Source organism: Desulfonatronovibrio magnus (assembly GCF_000934755.1).
Lineage (GTDB): Bacteria > Desulfobacterota > Desulfovibrionia > Desulfovibrionales > Desulfonatronovibrionaceae > Desulfonatronovibrio > Desulfonatronovibrio magnus.
In genome coordinates, this window is sequence record NZ_JYNP01000016.1 from 79994 (window position 1) to 96041 (window position 16048).

Annotated in this window: 16 protein-coding genes and 1 riboswitch; of the genes, 4 read left to right on the forward strand and 12 right to left on the reverse strand. The window is 45.5% G+C overall.

Annotation, left to right across the window (positions count from 1 at the left end; genetic code table 11):
* The first annotated feature begins 143 nt into the window (after nt 1–143).
* Both LZ23_RS02060 and LZ23_RS02065 read left to right on the forward strand, forming a co-directional pair.
* Nucleotides 144–1091: a sulfite exporter TauE/SafE family protein gene (locus tag LZ23_RS02060; RefSeq protein WP_045211158.1), complete on the forward strand. Its 948-nt coding sequence runs from the start codon at nt 144–146 to the stop codon at nt 1089–1091.
* Between the two features lie 327 nt (nt 1092–1418).
* Nucleotides 1419–1682, forward strand: a complete 264-nt coding sequence (locus LZ23_RS02065) for a type II toxin-antitoxin system Phd/YefM family antitoxin (RefSeq protein WP_045211160.1) — start codon at nt 1419–1421, stop codon at nt 1680–1682.
* Here LZ23_RS02065 and LZ23_RS02070 read toward each other — a convergent pair.
* The gene (locus LZ23_RS02070) at nt 1657–2223 is read right to left on the reverse strand and encodes a TMEM165/GDT1 family protein (RefSeq protein ID WP_045211162.1); all 567 of its coding nucleotides are present in this window, start codon (nt 2221–2223) and stop codon (nt 1657–1659) included. The genes LZ23_RS02065 and LZ23_RS02070 overlap by 26 nt on opposite strands.
* A 79-nt stretch (nt 2224–2302) precedes the next feature.
* Nucleotides 2303–2438, reverse strand: a riboswitch (yybP-ykoY riboswitch).
* Nucleotides 2439–2714: 276 nt separating this feature from the next.
* Nucleotides 2715–3227 carry a methylated-DNA--[protein]-cysteine S-methyltransferase gene (locus tag LZ23_RS02075; protein ID WP_052507038.1) on the reverse strand — a complete coding sequence of 171 codons (513 nt, stop codon included), beginning with the start codon at nt 3225–3227 and terminating at the stop codon, nt 2715–2717.
* A 430-nt stretch (nt 3228–3657) separates the two neighbouring features.
* Here LZ23_RS02075 and LZ23_RS02080 point away from each other — a divergent pair, with 430 nt between their 5' ends.
* The gene (locus LZ23_RS02080; RefSeq protein ID WP_045211164.1) at nt 3658–5364 is read left to right on the forward strand and encodes an FAD-dependent oxidoreductase; all 1707 of its coding nucleotides are present in this window, start codon (nt 3658–3660) and stop codon (nt 5362–5364) included.
* A gap of 335 nt (nt 5365–5699) precedes the next feature.
* Here the strand turns inward: LZ23_RS02080 and LZ23_RS02085 are convergent, their stop codons facing one another.
* The 8 genes from LZ23_RS02085 to LZ23_RS02125 all read right to left on the reverse strand — a co-directional run bounded on the left by LZ23_RS02085 (nt 5700) and on the right by LZ23_RS02125 (nt 12251).
* Nucleotides 5700–6152: a SoxR reducing system RseC family protein gene (locus LZ23_RS02085; RefSeq protein ID WP_045211165.1), complete on the reverse strand. Its 453-nt coding sequence runs from the start codon at nt 6150–6152 to the stop codon at nt 5700–5702.
* Entirely contained in the window at nt 6149–6625 is a 477-nt protein-coding gene (locus LZ23_RS02090; protein WP_045211167.1) for a universal stress protein, read from the reverse strand. Before LZ23_RS02090 ends, LZ23_RS02085 begins: the two co-directional genes overlap by 4 nt.
* A gap of 82 nt (nt 6626–6707) precedes the next feature.
* Complete coding sequence (locus LZ23_RS02095; protein ID WP_045211169.1) at nt 6708–7505, reverse strand: RnfABCDGE type electron transport complex subunit B; 798 nt, start codon at nt 7503–7505, stop codon at nt 6708–6710.
* Between the two features lie 376 nt (nt 7506–7881).
* A complete protein-coding gene (locus tag LZ23_RS02105) occupies nt 7882–8460 on the reverse strand; it encodes an electron transport complex protein RnfA (protein ID WP_045211172.1) in 579 nt (192 codons plus the stop codon).
* A gap of 4 nt (nt 8461–8464) precedes the next feature.
* Entirely contained in the window at nt 8465–9088 is a 624-nt protein-coding gene (gene rsxE / locus LZ23_RS02110) for an electron transport complex subunit RsxE (protein ID WP_045211174.1), read from the reverse strand.
* Nucleotides 9089–9308: 220 nt separating this feature from the next.
* Nucleotides 9309–9905, reverse strand: coding sequence for an RnfABCDGE type electron transport complex subunit G (locus tag LZ23_RS02115; RefSeq protein ID WP_052507039.1), 597 nt, complete (start codon nt 9903–9905; stop codon nt 9309–9311).
* Between the two features lie 73 nt (nt 9906–9978).
* A complete protein-coding gene (locus LZ23_RS02120; RefSeq protein WP_052507040.1) occupies nt 9979–10959 on the reverse strand; it encodes an RnfABCDGE type electron transport complex subunit D in 981 nt (326 codons plus the stop codon).
* Complete coding sequence (locus LZ23_RS02125) at nt 10956–12251, reverse strand: RnfC family protein (RefSeq protein WP_045211176.1); 1296 nt, start codon at nt 12249–12251, stop codon at nt 10956–10958. Before LZ23_RS02125 ends, LZ23_RS02120 begins: the two co-directional genes overlap by 4 nt.
* 547 nt (nt 12252–12798) lie before the next feature.
* Between LZ23_RS02125 and LZ23_RS02135 the strand changes: the two genes are divergently transcribed.
* Nucleotides 12799–13356 carry a chemotaxis protein CheD gene (locus LZ23_RS02135; protein ID WP_045211179.1) on the forward strand — a complete coding sequence of 186 codons (558 nt, stop codon included), beginning with the start codon at nt 12799–12801 and terminating at the stop codon, nt 13354–13356.
* 369 nt (nt 13357–13725) lie between these two features.
* Here LZ23_RS02135 and LZ23_RS02145 read toward each other — a convergent pair whose 3' ends face one another.
* Both LZ23_RS02145 and LZ23_RS02150 read right to left on the reverse strand, forming a co-directional pair.
* Nucleotides 13726–14190: a DUF2628 domain-containing protein gene (locus LZ23_RS02145; protein WP_045211182.1), complete on the reverse strand. Its 465-nt coding sequence runs from the start codon at nt 14188–14190 to the stop codon at nt 13726–13728.
* Nucleotides 14180–15769, reverse strand: coding sequence for a peptide chain release factor 3 (locus LZ23_RS02150; protein WP_045211184.1), 1590 nt, complete (start codon nt 15767–15769; stop codon nt 14180–14182). Before LZ23_RS02150 ends, LZ23_RS02145 begins: the two co-directional genes overlap by 11 nt.
* Nucleotides 15770–16048: the final 279 nt, after the last annotated feature.

The window sequence follows — 16048 nt, forward strand, 5'->3', positions numbered from 1 at the left end:
AAGATAGATTAATCTTTGACGAGTGAGTGTTTTTTAATAGATATTCTGAATTTGAGAAAATAGTGTAAGCCTTACCATTAAACTGCAAACTACCGGTAGAGCCAGGATTAAGCTCTGCCATCATAGATTAAAGGAGGCTGCTTATGTACTTCCCGGTTGCCGGAATTGAAATTGCTCCCTGGATACCTTTCGTTGCCGGATTTGCAGTGGCTTTTGTCTGCTCCATGGGAGGAGTGTCAGGCGCAAATCTTCTGCTGCCATTTCAGGTCAGTGTCCTGGGATTTGTCACACCCGCTGTAAGCGCCACCAACCATCTCTTCAATATAGTCGCCATTCCCAGCGGAGTTTACAGGTTTATCAGAGAGGGCCGAATGGTCTGGCCTTTGACCTGGATTGTCATTGCCGGAACTGTGCCGGGAGTTTTTATCGGGGTCTTTCTCAGAATCCAGTATCTCCCTGATCCAGCCCACTTCCGCATCTTTGCCGGCCTGGTGCTTCTTTATATCGGCTATGTCCTGGTCCGCTCACTTATCCAGGGTCCTCCTCCAGGAACAGACAAGGCTTCTTCTGAAAAAAGATTTCAGGAACTGGTCAGTCGTTTCCATAAAATGGATGCTGCAACCAGGGAGCCTCTGCCCAGGGTACAGCTGCATCACTTTGGACTGAAGTCCATTGACTATTCCTTTTACGGAGAAAACATAAAAGCGCCCACAATGGGCATTTTTACGTTAAGCGCCATTGTCGGGGTTGTAGGGGGAATGTACGGAATCGGCGGAGGTGCCATCATCGCGCCTTTTTTCGTGGCTGTCTTTCATCTGCCGGTATACACCATTGCCGGAGCCTGCCTGATGGGCACTTTCATCACCTCAGTTGTCGCAGCCCTTTTCTTTCAGTTTCTGGCTCCATTTTATCCGGACATGGCCGTTGCACCTGACTGGATGCTGGGAATTCTCATGGGCATTGGCGGAATGATAGGCATGTACACCGGAGCCAGAGTGCAGAAATTTATTCCTGCCAAGGCCATTAAATGGATGCTGGCCTTTATTTTGGTATTTACCGGCGGCAGGTATGTGCTGAGCTTTTTGTTTTAATGCGTTTTAAACACAGGATATGCTGCCAGAGCAACAAAACCGTTTATCCATCACCATGGCAGCCTACTAAATCAATATATGTGACCACGTTAGTCCCAAAAACTACACTCACAGATAAAATGCTATGATACATGGAGCGTAACTATTCAGTACGATCGAATAAGAAGACCTGGACCCCGGATCCGTCATCCCGGACTCGATCCGGGACCGGGGTGACGGTTAAAGCAAATAATTGCCTTTTTCCGTCATTCCGGCGAAAGCCGGAATCCAGGGTGTTTTAATAGCCTTATACCATATGTGGTGAACAGTTACCATGGGGCAAACAATATGCAGACAGTGAATATCCGTGAGGCCAAAACTAATTTGTCACGTCTCCTTGAAGAAGTGCAGCTGGGAAAACCTTTTGTCATTGCCAAGGCAGGCAGGCCCATCGCCAGGGTAACAGACATTGATACTCCCGACACTGAGCAAACAGGGCACGTAGGCTTCCTGTCCGGACAGATTCAGGTGCCGAAAGATTTTGACCGAATGGGAGAAAAGAAAATATTTCAATGTATTAACACAATCAAAAGCTGGAAAAAGAATCAATAATTATCCACATCCCAATTACTGCGAATAATACAGATGCAATGACCTTGATGCTTTTGACTGGCAGCCTGTGCGAAAATTTGCAGCCCAGCCACAGGGCAGGAGTGGTGACTGCAAGAATACCCAGAGTTGCCCCCATAACCACTGGAACTACACTTTCAAAATATCCGGCCAGAGTTATTACCGCAATCTGTGTTTTATCAGCCATCTCCAGAATAAAAAAGGCCAGAGCTGAAGAAAAAAATATGCCTCGGGCAGAGCTTTTAATTTCTACATTTTCATCTTCAGGCACAAGAACCCAGACAGCCATGATCAGAAAAACCGAGCCCACCAACATAGCCTGCCAGCTTGCCGGGATAATGCTGAAAAGCCACACTCCCAGGATAGCCGACAAAAGCTGATTAACAAACAAGCCTGCACTCATGCCCCAGAAAACTGGCCATGGACGTCTATATTGAATTCCTAAAAGGATAGCGAGAAAGAGAGAGCGATCGCCTATTTCAGCAATGCCCACAGTAAGGGTGGAAATGAGAAAAGCATTCATAGTGTGGATTAGCCGGGCGCTTGATTCAGACTATGACATTATCCTGCTGCGCCCGGTTAAAGGTTCAGCCTCTGACAATAAAGGCTGGCAGAATAGATGTCACAGGTCTCGTCAAGCCTTGAGCCGAGTACGCCACGACCTTTTTGCGGTCGATTGTGTTGACGTATTCCTTTACTCGCATATGAGCAAAGCGACTACTCCCCCATGAACTTTTTTACTTAAATATTAAGAGTGCAAAAGTCAATTATTTCTAATCATGACCACCCGGTCATCGGATGACATCTCATCAATGATACGGCTTAGAACGTCATCAGGAATGCCCAGAAGAATATTTGTCTGATATAGTGATTGGCCTTTGTCAAGTTTTTTTGAATTGAAAGCACCTCCCCCGTGGGGCCAGGAGTGCCTGCCTCATGCTGATCTTAATCTTGTTTTTTTATGACAGGGTTTCAAGAGTAAGGCACTAATGCGGGCTGTGCTCACAACTTTTTTTACGAATGTCGAGAAGCAGCCACAGCCTTTTTTTCGAGCATGAGAAGAGTTTTCTTTAAATCAAGGCCGGAAGAAAAACCACCCAGCCCCCCCTGAGAGGACAGCACTCTGTGACAGGGCACAATCAATGGCCAGGGATTTGTTGACATTACCCTGCCAACTGCCCTGGCAGCTGAAGGATGGTCAGCCATGGCTGCAAGCCTTCCATAAGTGGTGTGCTGCCCAAACAGGACATTGTCCAGCAAAGTTGACAGCACCTTGCGTCCAAAATCTGTAACCTGAATCCAGTCCAGCGGCGGAGCCGTCCAGGTTACTGTCTCATATAAACCATATTTTTCAACAGCTCGGGCAATATGCCGCGAGTATGGCCTGAGTATTGAATTACATGCATTGTTCAGGGGTGGACCAAGCTCAGTTTTATGTATATGATCTTTACTCCACACCACAGTCAGGGAGAACCAGGAATTGGAAAATGTTTCCCTGATCAGATCTTTATTACAAAAGTGCTGCATATGTGTTGTGATTCCATGTTTGAAATTTAGTAACTTACTCTTGAAACCCTGTCATAAAAAACAAAAAAAATTGAACCGCAAAGGCGCCCCGGTTGAATGCCCTTCGAGCTTGCTCTTCGAGCAATTCAACTGGGCAGGCAAAGGACTCAAAGTTAAAGATAATAAAGAAGATATCTTTTTGAAAACCGGGCATCGGTTTTCAAAAAGGCTGCCTTTTCATTTGCCGCCTGCCTTGTTAAACAGACGAAGTCACCGTCGCAGGCGGGGTTAACTGGGGTCCCCCGCAAATGAAAAAACTTCTTTCTTCCTTTGCGCCCTTTGCGTCTTGAGTGAGTCTTCGAACGGGCGGTTAAAACATCTTTTTTGGGTTGTGGGCACAGCCCGCATTAGATATTATTTTATCTGCAACAATATCAGATGGAGTTTACAGATGTCAAAGAAAGTATTGATCATAGGTGCTGTGGCCCTGGGTCCCAAGGCCGCCTGCAGATTTAAAAGGCTTGAACCTGATTCCTCGGTCATCATGATCGATGAGTCCGAAATTATATCTTACGGAGGGTGCGGAATACCCTATTATATTTCCGGAGATGTAAGCGATGCCAGAGAACTTCAGTCCACCACTTTTCATATGGTGCGTGACCCGAAGTTTTTTCAGGAAGCCAAAGGGGTAGAGGTATTGACCAGGACCAGGGCATTACAGATTGATCGTGCTGCCAGGAAGGTCCTTGTGCAGAATGTGGACACAGGAGAAAAGAAAACCCTGGATTATGACAAGTTAGTGCTGGCCACCGGCAGCAGACCCCGAAAGATTCCCCTGCCCGGCAGCCAACTGGAAAACGTCTTTACTGTATCAGGATTAGAGGAAGCAGTTCGCATCAAAGAAACCATCACCAAGGGTGCAGTGGGTAAGGCTGTTGTTGTTGGAGCCGGTTTTATCGGCCTGGAAATGGCTGAAGCACTGACAGATCTCTGGGGAATTGAGACTACTGTGATAGAGATAGCGCCTCAGTTACTTCCCGGTTTTGTAAGTCAAGACATGGCTGCCATGGTGGAACAGGTCATGCATGACAACGACATAACCTGCCTGACCGAAGAAAAAGTTGTTGAAATCACCGGCAACGGTCGTGTCGAAACAGTTACCACTGATAAAAGGAAAATCCAGGCCGACCTGGTTATCATGGCTGTGGGGGTTCAGCCCAATTCAGAACTGGCCCTTGAGGCTGGACTGCAAGTTTCAGATACAGGCGCCATCGTGGTAGACAAATACCTGCGAACTTCTGATCCTCATATTTACGCTGGTGGAGATTGTGTCGAGATAGAGAACTTAGTGACCGGCAAGCCCGGTTATTTTCCTCTCGGATCCATGGCCAATCGACAGGGCAGGGTTATTGGAACCAATCTGGCAGGCGGCACAGACACTTTTCCCGGTGCTGTTGGTTCTTTTGTAATTAAGATCTTTGATCATGGTGTATCCGGCACAGGACTTAGCTTTGAATCGGCTTCCAAACATGGTTTTGATGCCATACGGGCATTTGTGGTCCAGTTTGACAAGTCTCATTTTTATCCAGAAAAAGATCTGATTATATTAGAGCTCTGCGTAGAGAAAAATACCGGCAGGGTTCTGGGCCTGCAAGGGTTAAGTACTAACGGAGACAGTCTCAAGGGTAGAATTGATGCAGTGGGAGTAATTTTACCTCAAAAGCCCACAACTAAGGATATCAGCAATCTGGAACTGGCATATTCCCCACCTTTCAATTCAGCCATGGATGCACTGAACAATCTGGGTCATACAGCTGAAAATATTATGCTGGGCAGGAATGTCGGCATTGGTCCGGCTGAGTTTGCAAGGCTTTGGGAGAACCGGGACAAGAAAGATGTGCTTTTTCTGGATTGCCGTGATGTGGAAAATGCCTTGGAGTTCCTTGAAAAATACCCTGAAAAATGGCGAAATATTGCCAATGAATCTCTCGAAGCCAATTTGGCCAAGGTACCTGAAGCTGAAACTATTGTGCTGGTCTGCAACACAGGGGGACGTTCATATGAGTCTCAACTCAAATTGAGAAAACATGGCAAAGATAATACATTGAATGTTTATGGAGGTATGAAGCTTCTCAAAAAATGGGGAATTGATATATAAGCGCCTCACCCGGGGCTCGGGACCAACCTGAGAGTAAATGCATTGACGAGTGGAGCCTGCATCCTGCAGGCTATTAAAGTCCAGGATAGCTGAAAGCCGCCACCACATTAATTTTCAGGCTGATGGCTGATGGCTGATGGCTGAAGAATAAGGATCTTGAGTATTACTGCTCTTGTCAAGGTTAAATAATTTTCCTGTTTTTTTCTACATGATTGAGGCAGTAAGCTACTAAAAGTTGGGACAGTCTTTCGCGCGGACTGTCCCCAATTGACCTTTTTAGAAACGCGTAATCCCCCCAGGCTGTTGAGCAGGTTCCGCTTTTGCCCGAAATTTTGTCAGGAAGAACTGGATTCAGCTGGAAGAATATCGCTGATGACAGGATTAAAATTCTGCTGCGTGCTGTACTTCTTTCTGGAATACATTTTGATGCCAATATAGGTCAGGGCCAGCAAGCCAAAACCACCGGTCACTGCTGAAAGATCTTCATTTTCTAAGGGGTCTGCCCAGGCCCCCAGCACAGCCCCCAGAATCAGGCTGATAAGTGGAACTATATAAAGTATAAATGAAGCCTTAAGCTCATTTTCCACTTCATAAGTCACTACAACATCCTGCCCCTCCCTTGCTCCCGGAAGATTCTGGGCCTCAATAATCATCCAGTCTTTGCCAAACGGACTGCACATTCCAGCACATGAGCAGGTGGCGCAGGAGCTGGTACGTTTGATCCTGACCCTGGCCATGTTCTGATGTACAGACAGCACCTTTCCGTTTTTGACCCCGGCAGAACTCATTGTTTGTCAATAATCCATACTGAACAGTTTTTAATGGATTTCACAATTTTACTGGAAATACTGCCCAGTAGAATTTTTTCCATACCCGTAACCCCTCTTCTGCCTATGACCAGCGTGTCATACTGCCCTTCCTTGGCTTCAGAGATTATATCTTTGGCAATACCGTCCCGAACCTTTTCAATCCTGGTTTGAACTGAATCTTTTGGTATGCCTGCAGCACATAAAATATTACAGTACTCGCCAAGTACCTGCTCAATTAGCTTCTGCTGTATACCGCTCTGGCCTTTAAGCTCCTGCAGCTTGCTCTTGAAAAAAGGATGTATAGTTGGCTGGCTGTCCAGGTCGGGAGGGGTATCTAAAATATTGATCAATGTAATTTTGACTTTATCCGGCCTGACAATATTGGCTACATATTGAACCGCACTTAGTGAATTTTTTGACTCATCCACAGAAATAAGTATTTTGTGCTGCATGGTCCCCTCCTGTATTATGGCTTGTGGTTGGCTGAACAGTCTTTATCAGTTGATAAAGATATTTCTAATATACCAAAAAAAACTAAACCACAAGTTTATGTATAACGCCAGTGGGGCATTTTTCATAACATATCCCGCACCCTGTGCATTTCTCCGGATTGACCACTGCCAGCGAGTCCACCATGTTGATAGCTTCTTCGGGGCAGACCTTTTTGCAGAGAGAGCAGCCAATACAGCCTACGGAACATATTTTTTTGACAACTTTTCCAGGATCATGGGACTGACAAAAGCAGACCGATTTCTGGCTGATGGGCACAAGTTTGGGTATACCCTTGGGACAAACCTTGACGCAATTGCCGCAGGCAGTACATTTTTTTGCTGCAACTACAGGCAGTCCACTTTTGAGCATGGTGATGGCTCCAAAAGAACATACCCTTTCACAGGTTCCCAATCCAAGACACCCGTAACTGCAGGCCTTGTCCCCTCCTGAAACCAGCTCAGCAGCTCTGCAGTCGTCAATACCAAAATATTTAAATTTATGATCAGAAGAATTTTTGGTTCCGCTGCAGAACATCTGGGCAACCTGCTGCTCTTCTGCATCAACTTCTACACCGATAATGTCTGATATGGCAGCAATGGTTTCACTGCTGCCAGCCTTACAGGCCTTGGGCTCGGCATATCCTAAGACAATGGCTGTAGCCAGATCAGAACACCCTGCCAGACCACAGGCTCCGCAATTTGCTCCGGGTAATGCATCATTCACTTTGGCAATTCTGGGATCAACAGGCACATAAAATGCCTTGGCTGTAATACCAAGGATCAGACTCAACATCAGACCCATTAGTCCCATGGCTGCTATTGCAATAAGTATCTGTTCCATACTGTATTCCTTAAATTGTTTTCACGTAACAGTTTGAGCCTTCCAGTGCGGCACGAAGGTTGACTCTTATAAGACCCACCTGCCCAAAAATGAGACGTTTAAATCATCGGTTGATGCTCAACTGGATTCCGAGAGCATGCCCCCCCTGCTTTCTTTACAATGGGCTATGCTTTTACGTTTTAACTTAAAATTATCGTATCTGTTTAGCGCTTTTAAGGAGAGCAGGGGACAGGCACTCCGGGACCCACTTGAGCATCAATTTGTGCTCAAAATGACTCATTTTTGGGACAAGTGGATCCCGGAAGAGCCAGTCCCCGTGCCACATCCAAAGCGCTAAACAGATACAAATTATCCAGCCAGGCAAAGCAGGCATAATCTAATCAAGCCCCAGCAGCCCAGCAAAGCTCAAAGCCATGATTCCGGCAGTGATAAGTGTAATGGGAACTCCCTGCAAAACAGCGGGCACATAAGCAGTAGCCGCCATTCTTTCTCTTATGCCGGCCAGAATGATGAGCACAACTGCAAATCCCCCGGCAGCCGATATAGAGTAGACAAGGGTTTCCATAAATGATCGTTCATCCTGAATATTAAGCAGCGATATTCCGAAAACCATGCAGTTTGTGGTTATCAGAGGCAGATATATACCCAGAGCCCTGTAAAGTGGTGGAGATACTTTCTGAACCACCATTTCTGTAATTTGCACGTTGGATGCAATAACCAGTATAAAAACCAGAGTTTGCAGATATTCAATGCTGAATGGCTCAAGCACAGCCTTTTGAATAATCCAGCAAGTGGTTCCTGCCAGAGTAGTTACAAAGATGACCGCAAAGGACATGCCCACGGCGCTGCTCATAGAGCTTGAAACGCCCACAATGGGACAGTTGCCCATAAACCTGATAAGGGCGATATTGTTGATAAACATGGCTGAAACCATCATCAAAAGATAATCTTCCATGGCCTTATCCTACTTTTTGAATGTTATTTTTTTCCAGCGTGGCTGAAATCAGGTTCATGGCTGCCAGCACAAGGCCAAAAACAAGAAACGCCCCGGCAGGCATTAACAGATAGTCAAATCCCGGGTATCCTTCAGGCATCACATTCATTCCAAGCCAGGTCCCGTTGCCAAACACCTCCCTGATGGAGGAGATAACTACCAGGGACAATGTAAATCCAAGCCCCATACCCACTGCATCAGCAAGTGACAGGTGCACAGGATTTTTCCGGGCAAAGGCTTCTGCGCGTCCCAGCACTAAACAATTGACAACAATAAGCGGGATCCAGATACCAAGAACCAGAAACAAAGGATAAAAATATGCCTGCATGACCAGCTCAACAATGACCACTCCTGTGGCTATAATGCTTATGAAGACTGCAATGCGCACCTTGTCTGGAACCACGTTGCGAATAGCAGAAACAAGCCCATTGCTTAAAAGCAATACAAAAAGAACAGCCATGCCCATGCCAATGGCGCTTTCTACATTGGTTGAAACAGCAAGAGCCGGGCATATGCCCAGCGCAAAGCGCAGCGGGGCGACTTCTTTCCACAGGCCCCTTGTAAAAACCTTCACCATAGAATCAGCCATATTAATCTCCTTTATCCTGAACAATTCAGCGCCATGCCTGCTTCCTGGGAGCAGGCGCTGGACTTACAACTTTAATCGTAATAGTTTAGCCCTTTTCTAAGGAAAGCAGGGAACAGGCACCCCAGCCCTTGTTTTTTGTTGATGTAAAACACAGACTTAATAAAGCAAGGACTGGGAGAGCCAGTCCCCGTGCCACATGCAAATGGCTAAATTGTTACCTTTAATCAAATTCCAGCTTGTCTTTTACTTCCTGATAAACAGCTATACCCCTGTGCACGGCATTGGCCTTGGCAGCTGCTGATACAGTAGCTCCGGTTATACCCTGAATGGTACCTCCATCAGAACGAAGACGAAAATCCTTGTCCAAGGGCTGATCCTGGAACTGGCGGACAAAACTGGCTACATCAATAATGCGCGTTCCAAGCCCCGGAGTTTCTGAATGGGTTGTAACAGCAGCACCCTGCAGCTTTCCCTCAGCCGGATTTATGGACAGCATAACACCTACAGGCCCGGCATACCCTCCTGCATAACTTTCAAAGGCCACGGAAACAGTCTGACCGTCCTTTTTGGCAATGAAAAAAGTCATTTCTTCTTCACGTCCATTTCTTTCAATATTCAAGGTCAGTCTGTCTGATACAGGATCATTATCATAGCCTTCTGGCAGTATTTTCACCAGTGCCGGTTCTTTAATGAATAATATCTGCTGGTACTCTATCTGATCCTTAGTGCCTATCTTGACCATGGCGAGAGCACCGCCACAAAGGGACGCCACCAGCGTCATAATGAAAACCATCTGGATAAGATCTTTACGTGTCACTGATATCTCTCCTGAAAGCAGGCCTTTTGGGTCAGCAGATTAACTGCCATTTTCCAGAAAGCCCGCACTTGCATCATCTGCCGGAAGGCAGCCTTAGAAATTTCTTTTTACCAAAAGCCGAGGGCCTCATTTTATCTAACAAAGGAGTCAGCAGACTGATTAAAAAGACTGCGAAATATACTCCTTCGGTCCATTGAGACCACATGCGCAGGGTTACTGTAAGTATGCCGGCCAGAAGTCCGTACATGATCATCCCCGGCTTGGTGACCGGTGATGAACTGGAGTCAGTTGCCAGAAAGAAGGCGGCAAAAATTGTTCCGCCGGCAAAAATATGAAAGACTGGAGATGGATATTCATGGGAATCAATCATCCAGAATATTCCGGAAAATGCTGCCACACCAAGTAACATGGCCACAGGTACATGCCAGAAGATTGTTCTTGTGGCCACAAGCCAGGCTCCTCCAACAAGAAGTGCCAGCTTGGATGTTTCCCCTATCGGACCTATAACATCTAAACCCGTAAACAAAGTGCTCAATGGGTAGAACTGTTCAACCATGAACATGCCGTCATAACGCAGAATATCTAATGGAGGCATGTCAGCGAAAATATCTCTGTCCGGGAAGGGCCAGTCTTCCATGGCCATGGGATAGGATATTTTCAGAGCCACCCAGGCAATCAGCACTCCATTGAAAGGATTACAGCCAAGACCACCAAAGATTTCCTTGCCCAGAAAGATCATCATAAATGTTCCAAGGACAATCATCCACCAGGGCACTGTTGGAGGCAGCAGCAGGGCCAGCATCAGCCCGGAGGCTACTGCGCTGAAATCCATGACAGCGACTCGTCTCTGGAAAAGTTTCTGCAGGATTACTTCCCAGGCAACTGCGGACGAAACAGTGATGGCAATAAGCCGAACTGCATCCATCTGGTAAAGATAGACTCCAACAAGCGTAACCGGGAGCAATGCCAGGATCAGGTTGAGCATCATCCTGGAAATGGAGTTTCTGCTGTGAATATGCGGACTGGCCGCAGCTATCATCCTGGAAGTGTTCACAACTTGCTCCTTTGTTTAAAGATTTCAAATTTGCCGAATTGAATCCAGTGCAAAAGAGGAATATTGGATGGACAGACATAAGAACAACAGCCGCATTCAAAGCATGATGACAGCTGGTATCTCTGGGCCTGATCATATTGTGCCTTTTCAACAAAACCGGAAATCATGAACGGAAGAAGTCTTGCAGGACACACATCCACGCACAACCCGCACTTAATACAGGTCTTTGGCTTATTGAAAGTCAGCTGCTCCTTATTGAGGATAAAAATGCCCTGCAAATCCTTGGTTACTGGCATTTGCGCGTCAGCAAAAATCTGCCCCATCATGGGGCCTCCGGCAATGATCCTTGCCTCAGGATTCACTTCGTATGAACAGGCACTGAGGATTTCCTTAATAGGTGTACCAATTTGAACGTGTACATTTTCGTTCAGGTCGCCGTTAAGATCACGGATGGTCAGTATTCTTTCGGTTGAGACCACCTTTGACCCCAGAGAGGCAAGAGTATCAACGCTTATAACAAGCCCGTCTATGTCCTGACTGTGCATGATATCTCTACAGGGAATGGTACACAGCACCTCTTTGCCGAGAATGGCCTTTACCAGCAGATAGTCAATGGCTTGAGGATATTTGTATTTGAGAGGCACCAGAGTAACATCCTGCAGCAGTCGAGCCTGATTGTCGGAAATATGCCCTCTGTGCTGCTCATCAAGGACAATATAAACCTGCTGAATATTCAAATAGTCTTTGACTGCGCTGATGCCTGCCATAACATCATGTATTCTTTCAGAAAGTACCCTGACCCTGCTGGAGAAAAAAGGTTCCACATCCATGGCATTGACTATGAGGCTGTCCACATGATTGAGTTTGGCCTCATCAAGCTTGACTGCCAGGGGGACTGTATCCTTATCAAAATCCACCATTCCAGATGTAACAAGGGTAGACAGAAAATCATCCTGTTCCTGCCTCCTGGCTTTATTCACCGGCCCTTCCCTGGAAATGACAACTGCTGACATTCGTTTGCCGGAAAAATGAATAAAGGACTTGGTAACATCAGTTACTTTTCCAGCCACAGGAGCGTGTATACATGCTCCATGCTCGAGAGAGCTCTGCCCGATGAGTTCACCAGTCCGAACAATCTGCTTCTTTTTTACCAGAGGTTCACACTCAGGTCCAAGATCCTGCTTCATGGGTACAATGACCTGCTCTCCGGGGGGAACACAAATAATGGGTCTGTCTCCGCCCCCATGGACAACAGGGAGCTTGAGCCCACCTTTAAAACTTACCGTTTCCATAAACTGATACCATCCATTATATTGGGGTAAACATAAATTATACGGGTTTCTCGCATGTAAATATCAAGAATTACATAGTTTATTCCAATTAGTTTGATCATAGTCAATAAAATCATTTTTTCACAAAGCGCTGAACTTGGAAATTTGCAAAACTTTCCTGACCTTATGCCGTTATTGCTATTATATAAAAACATTTATCAGCTAAAAGTCATTTCGTTGAGTGGACAGATTTTAACTGTATGCGGAATTAAAAACTTTTCACCTGGCTCCCTGACCGCTCTGATTACTTAACCATCCCAATCTCGAGTTTTTTTCCAGCCAGGTTTTGGGCACAGACAACTTTAAACATTTGTGTTGCCATTTTTTCGTCTATCATTTACACATGATTTCAAATGTGGTATTGTTTTATGCTTCACAGTGATTCTCTAAGCATTACCATAAAATTACAGTATTGCCATTTTCTTATGAAAGCAGAAAGATCCCAGCCTTGTTGCTGCAAGCATATGGCTTAGCTGTTACACTTCTTAATAATCTTTACTGAAAATTGATGCGAAAGAAAATCCATATCCATATCGGCGAATATCATGCCAGCAAAGATCCGACAATAATTCATACCATACTTGGATCTTGTGTAGCAGCGTGCCTCTTTGATCCCCTGAACAAAATTGGAGGAATGAACCATATTCTTCTGCCCGGCCAGGCAGACCTGGAAAAGTACGATGTATCAGCGAGGTATGGAGTCAATGCCATGGAACTGCTCATCAACAGAATGATGAATCTTGGTGCGTCGAGACGAAGTCTCATTGCCAAGGTTTTTGGCGGTGCTCACATGATATCGAGCATTTCTAAGCAAAATGGAGTAGGAGAAAAGATTGTCAGCTTTGTGCAGGGATTTCTGCACAATGAAGGCATAAGAGTAGTCAGCCAGGATGTAGGGGGGCAGGACTCACGCAAGATTTTTTTTCTCACCGATACAGGTGATGTCTATCTGAAACGCGTCCAGTCCACTTATCAGCAAAAAATCGCTGAGAAGGAAGCTCTTGCCAAGAATCGAGTTAAAATGATTGCTGATAAAGCCGGTGAGATTACATTTTTTGATCAGTAACTTACTCCTGAAACCATGTTATAAATAACAAGAAAATTTGAACCGCAAAGACGCCCCGGTTGAATGCTTTTCGGGTTTGCTCTGCGAGCAATTCAACTGGGCAGGCAAAGGACTCAAAGTTAAAGACAATAAGGAAAATATATTTTTGGAAACCGGGCATCGGTTTTTCAAAAAGGCTGCCTTTTTATTTGCCGTTCCCCGGCAAATGAAAAAACTTCTTTCTTCCTTTGCGCCCTTTGCGTCTTGAGTGAGTCTTCGAACGGGCGGTAAAAATATCTTTTTTGTGGTTACGGTTACAACCCGCGTTAATAATTCACAGCTCCAATCCTGTAGCAAAAACAAAAACCGGCCATGTTTAACCCAAAAAGGCTAATCCTGGTCCTGTTGTGCGGACAGGTCTGCCAAAGCCTGCTTGGGATTAGATGCTGTAACTTCCTTTAAAAGTACATACCCCTGGTTCTGAAGCTTTTTTTCCACCCAGCTGTTGCCGATAAATGCAGGTATAAGCATAACAATGAGGTAGAAAATCATAAGCATGATATCGTATGTTGCTGTCAGGCCGGTTTCAATATCTCCTGACTTGAGATGTGACTCCATTAAGGCCATTAAAATATAAAGCACAAACCATATTCCAGCATATTTCCATAGACTTTTAAACACCATCCACAGGATGCCGAAGAAAAAGGCTGGCCAGGAAAATCCTAGTTTTACAGCTTCCAGACCTTTTTGAGGATGTTCGTAAATTCTGAATTTTTTCATAATTGATCCCTGTCTTGAGAGTTCCTGGTTCCTGGTTCTTGGTTCCTGGTTCCTGGTTCTTTGATTAATGTTCACGAACCTCAAGGAATTTTATATCCGGCCACTCTTCAGCTGTTCTTTCCAGTCGCCATTTACTGGCAAACAGAATTGCCAGGTTTTCTTCAGTATCCTGAACCAGTGAAGAAAAATATCTTTGTCTGAAGTCTTTCAGTGCTGCTTTTTGAGCTGAATCAATCCAGCGAACTGTGGAAAAATTCAGTGGTTCGTACTGGGCCTGAACACCATATTCAGCTTCCAGTCGAGCCGCTGTTACATCAAACTGCAGAGCTCCCACAGCTCCCAGAATATAGTCATTACCTGATAAAGGGCGAAAAAGCTGTATTGCCCCTTCTTCTGTCAGCTGTTTCAGCCCTTTTTCCAACTGCTTGGACTTGAGGGGGTTTTTTAAGATCACCCTGCGAAAAAACTCCGGCGCAAAGTTGGGAATTCCTGTAAATTTTAATTCTTCTCTTGTGGTCAGAGTGTCGCCGATTTTGATTGTCCCATGATTGTGAACACCAATAATATCACCTGGCCAGGCCTCTTCCACACCAGCCCGGTCCTGGGCCATGAAGATGATAGCGTTGGATATCTGGATATCCTTGCCAATTCTGTGGTGTCGGACCTTCATCCCTTTTTCAAACTTGCCTGAACAGACCCGCATAAATGCTATACGGTCCCGGTGAGCAGGATCCATATTAGCCTGAATCTTAAAAACCACACCTGAAAACTGCTCTTCAAAGGGAGAAACTTCACGGGTTTCAGCCTGCCTTGGCCTGGGATGGGGTGCCAGCAGAACAAAAGTGTCAAGAAGTTCCTGAACACCAAAGTTGTTCACAGCGCTGCCAAAAAAGACCGGGGTCTGTTTGCCTTGCAGATACGCATTCTCATCAAATGGGTAGCCTGCTCCCTCTATTAGTTCAACATCCTGGCGCAGTTCATCAGCAGCTGTCGGACCAAGAAGATCATCAAGTTTGGAGTCGGCAAGGTCATTAACGATTGTGTTTTCTTTGGGCTTTCGACCTTTACTGTCAGCGGCAGAAAAAAAACGCAACTCTTTGCGCCTCAAATCATAGACTCCCTGAAAGATCTTACCCATGCCAATGGGCCAGGTCATGGGTGTTGCCTGAATACCCAGGGTCTGCTCAATTTCATCCAAAAGTTCAAAAGGGTCACGGCCATCGCGGTCAAGTTTGTTGATAAAAGTCATTATGGGGGTAGCGCGCATGCGACAGACCTGCATAAGCTTTCTGGTCTGGGCTTCAACTCCCTTAACACTGTCAATAACCATCAGGGCTGAATCCACAGCTGTAAGCACTCTGTAGGTATCTTCTGAAAAATCCTGGTGACCAGGTGTATCTAAAAGGTTAACTTCATAATCCTGGTAAATAAATTTCATGACAGATGAAGTAACTGAAATTCCTCTTTCCTGTTCTACTTTCATCCAGTCGGAACGGGCATGGCGGGCTGCTTTTTTGGCCTTTATGGATCCGGCCATCTGAATGGCCCCTCCAAAAAGCAGAAGTTTTTCAGACAGGGTGGTTTTTCCTGCGTCTGGGTGACTTATAATCCCGAATGTTCTTCTTTTGTACACTTCACGGTCTAAATTATTCATGTGATTGTTTTTGTTTTTTGTAGCAGTTGCAGAACTGCGGTTTGTAAGTTTTTAATGATTTTCAGTCAAGCTGGAGTGAACTTGATTTTACTTTATCATTTACTGAGAAATTTACCTTCTCAACTCTTCAACATTTTTTATGAGAGATGGGAGAATCTATGCTTGATTTTTTGTTTTTAAAAGTTCAAAATCGTTTCATGCCTGTTTTCATTCCAGAACGTTTTGCAACATTACCAATAACATCTCGGCTCTCCACTCAAAGCTCAAAGCTTAAAACTT